The 4,180-nt window shown below is 43.7% G+C and carries 4 protein-coding genes; 2 read left to right on the top strand and 2 right to left on the bottom strand.

Going from position 1 to position 4,180, the window contains the following annotated elements; translation table 11 throughout:
* The coding region (locus AZ66_RS27470) for a lytic polysaccharide monooxygenase (RefSeq protein ID WP_052648904.1) at positions 1-979 on the bottom strand (979 nt) is incomplete at its 3' end.
* Between the two features lie 683 nt (positions 980-1,662).
* On the opposite strand from AZ66_RS27470, the gene AZ66_RS27475 reads away from it, so the two are divergent.
* Positions 1,663-2,478 (top strand): lipase family protein, encoded by an 816-nt coding sequence (locus AZ66_RS27475; protein ID WP_044357817.1) that lies wholly within the window; start codon positions 1,663-1,665, stop codon positions 2,476-2,478.
* Between the two features lie 35 nt (positions 2,479-2,513).
* On the top strand, positions 2,514-3,365 hold the full coding sequence (locus tag AZ66_RS27480; RefSeq protein WP_044357818.1) for a lipase family protein: 852 nt from the start codon (positions 2,514-2,516) through the stop codon (positions 3,363-3,365).
* A 118-nt stretch (positions 3,366-3,483) separates the two neighbouring features.
* Here the strand turns inward: AZ66_RS27480 and AZ66_RS27485 are convergent.
* A partial coding sequence (locus AZ66_RS27485; RefSeq protein WP_231587074.1) for a hypothetical protein occupies positions 3,484-4,180 on the bottom strand: 697 nt, incomplete at its 5' end.

Below are 4,180 nucleotides of genomic sequence, written 5' to 3' on the forward strand. Positions count from 1 at the left end.
GAACTGTTGTGGAAGTTGAGCTGCCCATGACGTGAAGGCTGCTTGGCGCTGTAGGGGCTACTGTATCCGGACCGGTCACAGGAAGAGTCGTGAAGGTTACCGCATTGCTTGCTGCGGAAATATTTCCTGCGGCATCAACTGCTTTTACCGTAATCGTATACGAAGTATTCGAAGTTAAACCTGTCAAGTTGGCAGTTAACGCTCCGTTTGTCGTTGCGATTTGGTTGGCTCCGTTAAAGATCCGGTAGCCGGTTACGCCAACGTTGTCTGTGGACGCACTCCAAGTGATCGTTGCGTTTGTCGCCCCAATATTGGATGCCGCTGCACCAGCTGGGGCAGTCGGAGCTACATTATCAACGTTCCCACCAAAATTAACGTCAATGACATTATAGAAGGCATTCAAGGTATCAGAAATTTCCCAAACTGCAAGAATGACTTGATACCCAGTTCGGCTCGGAACATTGCAAGTGTCGGAGTAGGTGTTGCCTGGTAATTTACCGTTGTAAGGCACGTTGCAGAAAGGAGTTAAATCGAAGGAGTCGCGAGTAAGCGGTGCGTTAGGATTCCAGTTTTGCTTTGTGATGTAATATTTCCAGCTTGTCGTTGCGTGAGGCACTTTAATTTTCCAATTAAATGTCGTCGGTCCTGGACTTAAATTAACCTTAGTCCAACGCGTCGCAGATTGCTCGTCAAGAGGAGCAAATCTGCCAACAGCACCACTTGCAATTTTCCCATCGGCCGGGCCTCCCGCCGGGAACCCCTTAAGTCCTTCCACGCTATAAGGTTCATAAATAATCTCTCCACAGTTCTTATTGACGCCGTCTGCACAAAGACCTGCACGGCTGTTGGTCACGTTACCGTGTGCGAATGCCTTATCCCCGAGTATGAGGGACATCGCGAAGAGAAGCACGAGCACAGTGCCGACAGCAAAAAGAAAGTTAAACCGTTTTGCTCCAGATGAACATAAAGTAGACATCATGAATTTCCTCCATTTCATTCATTTTATTGAAAATGTATAACCGCTGTAATAATCAAATCACACCTCCTTCATATGCTGATTATATATAAGCTCTCATAGGAGCTTATATCAGTTCCCCGCATAACGAATAGATCTGTTGACCAAGGTGACAGAAAAGAAATGCATATGAAACTGCCAAATCGTGAAAGACGTATTTTGGAGCAATGGGAGCGGCATCATGAAGTAGCAGTAGCTGATTCTTGTCGTTGGGTGATTGGGTGTTAATGTGAGGGATTTCGGAATCGAGTTGCGTTATCGTGAACGCATACCTTTAGTTCAATAGTTGATCATGAGGTAGGTCTCAAGTGGATGCGTAATTGGGCAGGAAGTATCCGAGTGGAAACGGGTAGTGCATGTGACAACATCATATTTATACCCATAAATTACTATGCATTAAAAATATATCATTATATGTTTTCTGTGGCAATTAGTTTGTTTCTGGCAGCATAACTATGTGCATTTTCACCATTTCACCTACTTGCGGACTCAGCATATTTTCTCAGGCCTCACAAATATACGAAGAACACCATATCAATCAGCTGGGCATATACTCAGAATAGGGGAGAATCAAGTTCATTAACCCTATTAATAATTAAGTTATCATAAAAAATGATCGACTTGGATATAAGAGGGGAATCATTGATATGGGGTCATCTTTTCATAGCAAGACTTCAATCTTGCTTGCTGCTATGTGCTATCAGACGTATCCATTGTACTTAGAAGGAACACTTGTCTTGCCATCGGAGTATAAGCTTATCTATACGATTCGTGCACTTGCAAATGTTGAGAATCCTACTAAAATCGTATTTGGTTTTATTGCAGAGTCCCCAGATCAAATTATTATCGCGTTCAGAGGATATGCGGCCTATCCTGAAGATCTGTTAGCCGCCTATGACATATTACAGGTACAGTATCCCTACGTTCCTAATGCCGGGAATACCTCACGTGGATTTACATGTATCTATCGCTCAACAAGAACTAAATTAATTCATGAGTTGAATAAGCTCTCAGCCACAAAGCAACTATATATTACCGGCCACAACTACGGCGGGGCTCTGGCCACGCTTGCCGCGTTGGATATTGCGGTCAACACCAAGTTTAACAATCCTGTTGTATATACGTACGGGAGCCCTCGTATTGGAGACCCGCGCTTCGCTAACCAATTCAACAATGTGATTAGAAATAAAGTTAGGATTGTGAATACTCATGATTCATTTCCTACGTTTCCTGCTCAGCATTATCCGCCTCCTTTTACGAAGCAGGGGATACGATATCAGCATGTCAAAACTAAGTACCCGCTTGCCTTTCAACTGAATACGGTTACTCGAAATGACAGTATTGCATGTTACTTTACATCTCTCAGCGAGAAAGACCCTGTTTTCGCCGATATGTTATGCAGCAATAATCCCGGTTTTTGCCCCAATCTCGATATATGTGTTCCGTTTGGGGGAACATGCTAGAGGATGAAGATTTGATGAGAAAAGGGAGCTGCCTAATGAAAGAATCCAAATTAGAACACCATTTTGACGCAGAAGACGCCATCTTGCTATCAACCATGATCCATCAGGCCTATCAACTATTTGCACAAGAACCATTTGTACTCCCCAAGGGATTTTCCGTATCATTGATCATTCGTGCTCTTGCTGGCGTTGAAGAGCCGGAGGAGGAAGTGTTCGGTTATATTGCGCAATCCAGTCATCGACTCATTGTCGTCTTCAGAGGAACCCGAACATTTAAGGACAACGAGTCGGATCAAGATTTATATCAGATTCCGTATCCTTTTGTCCCCGAATCTGGACGTACTCATCGCGGATTCACATGTATCTATCATTCAGCAAGGGAAGCGTTGATCAGAGAACTTAGCAAGCTTTCACCAACGAAAACACTATTTGTGACAGGCCATAGTTTAGGAGGAGCCTTAGCCGTACTGGCTGCTTATGATATTGCAGTTAACACTCCCTTTACGAAACCTATTGTATATACGTACGGAAGCCCACGTGTCGCAAGCCCTGCGTTTGCATCAAAATTCGATCTAACGGTTAAGAACAGCATTCGCATTGTCAATATTCATGACATTATTCCAACCTTGCCAGAACGATCGTATCCGCCTCCGTTTACGAAGGACGGAATAACCTATGAGCATGTGAAGACGAAGTATCCGGTCTCCTTTCAATTGAATAGTTTGGCCAATCGCAATCACGAGATTGTCTGTTATTTTAAAAATCTCAGTAAAAAGAATCCTTATTATGCGAGCTTACTTTGTGAAGAAAATCCAGGTTTGTGTCCGGATACAAGTTGGTGCGTACCGTTTAAAGGAATATGCAGTCCAGTGGAGGAGAAAGGGTAAGCCGACATTAGCCGACTTGAAAGACCGGAAGTTCCAGGAGTTCCCCTCCAGATTGCTGGACGAACTCCTTAATATAAGTCGGAAGACAGTGGAGGGGCTGGCTATACCACAAACATATCTAATTGAAAAAATTGATATTGGCGTAGAACATAAGACCGGCTGGGTTACCAGGCGTGACAGGCGGTTTAGGACCCAAGTAGTTCACGACAGTGAACGAAGCGAGAATCCCGTATATTCCTCCTGCTGGCAGCGGATTACTGGATATGTTATAAATGCGAATGTTCTGCCAATTATAAGGTAGAATTTCAACCAATCCTGTGTTGGCATCCATACTGCCGTCAGTCAATACGGGAGGAGTGAGTGTTGTGATAAAAGCGGGATTCTGGCCTGAGAGATCGTAGACATCGAGACGTGCAACATGAGCATTATCTGCAAATACAGTAAGATTAATGTCTACCGTTAATGAGCTTTCACCGCCACCAATCCCACCACTAAAAGCAGCGAATGCTCTTACCTGGTTATCTGTGGTTGTTGAATCCCAAATATATTTGGGCTCTGCAAATCCACTATTATCATTACTATACTTAATGATATTTGGCCAGACCGGATATTGAGAAATGACGGTAGCTCTGTTGCCAGCGGCTCCTGTTACAGCTAAATTAATTGCTGTGAGTTGATCAGCTGCTATATAAGTGAATTCATCGCTTGCAACGATAGTTTGCCCTGCTAAAGGCATAAGTAACACCCCCATGAGTATGATATCTCTGTTCTCATGCAGGATATTCATATGACGTAAGCTTGGATTGGACAAATGT

It is taken from the genome of Paenibacillus sp. E194, assembly GCF_000935845.1.
GTDB classification, from domain to species: domain Bacteria; phylum Bacillota; class Bacilli; order Paenibacillales; family Paenibacillaceae; genus Paenibacillus_B; species Paenibacillus_B alvei_B.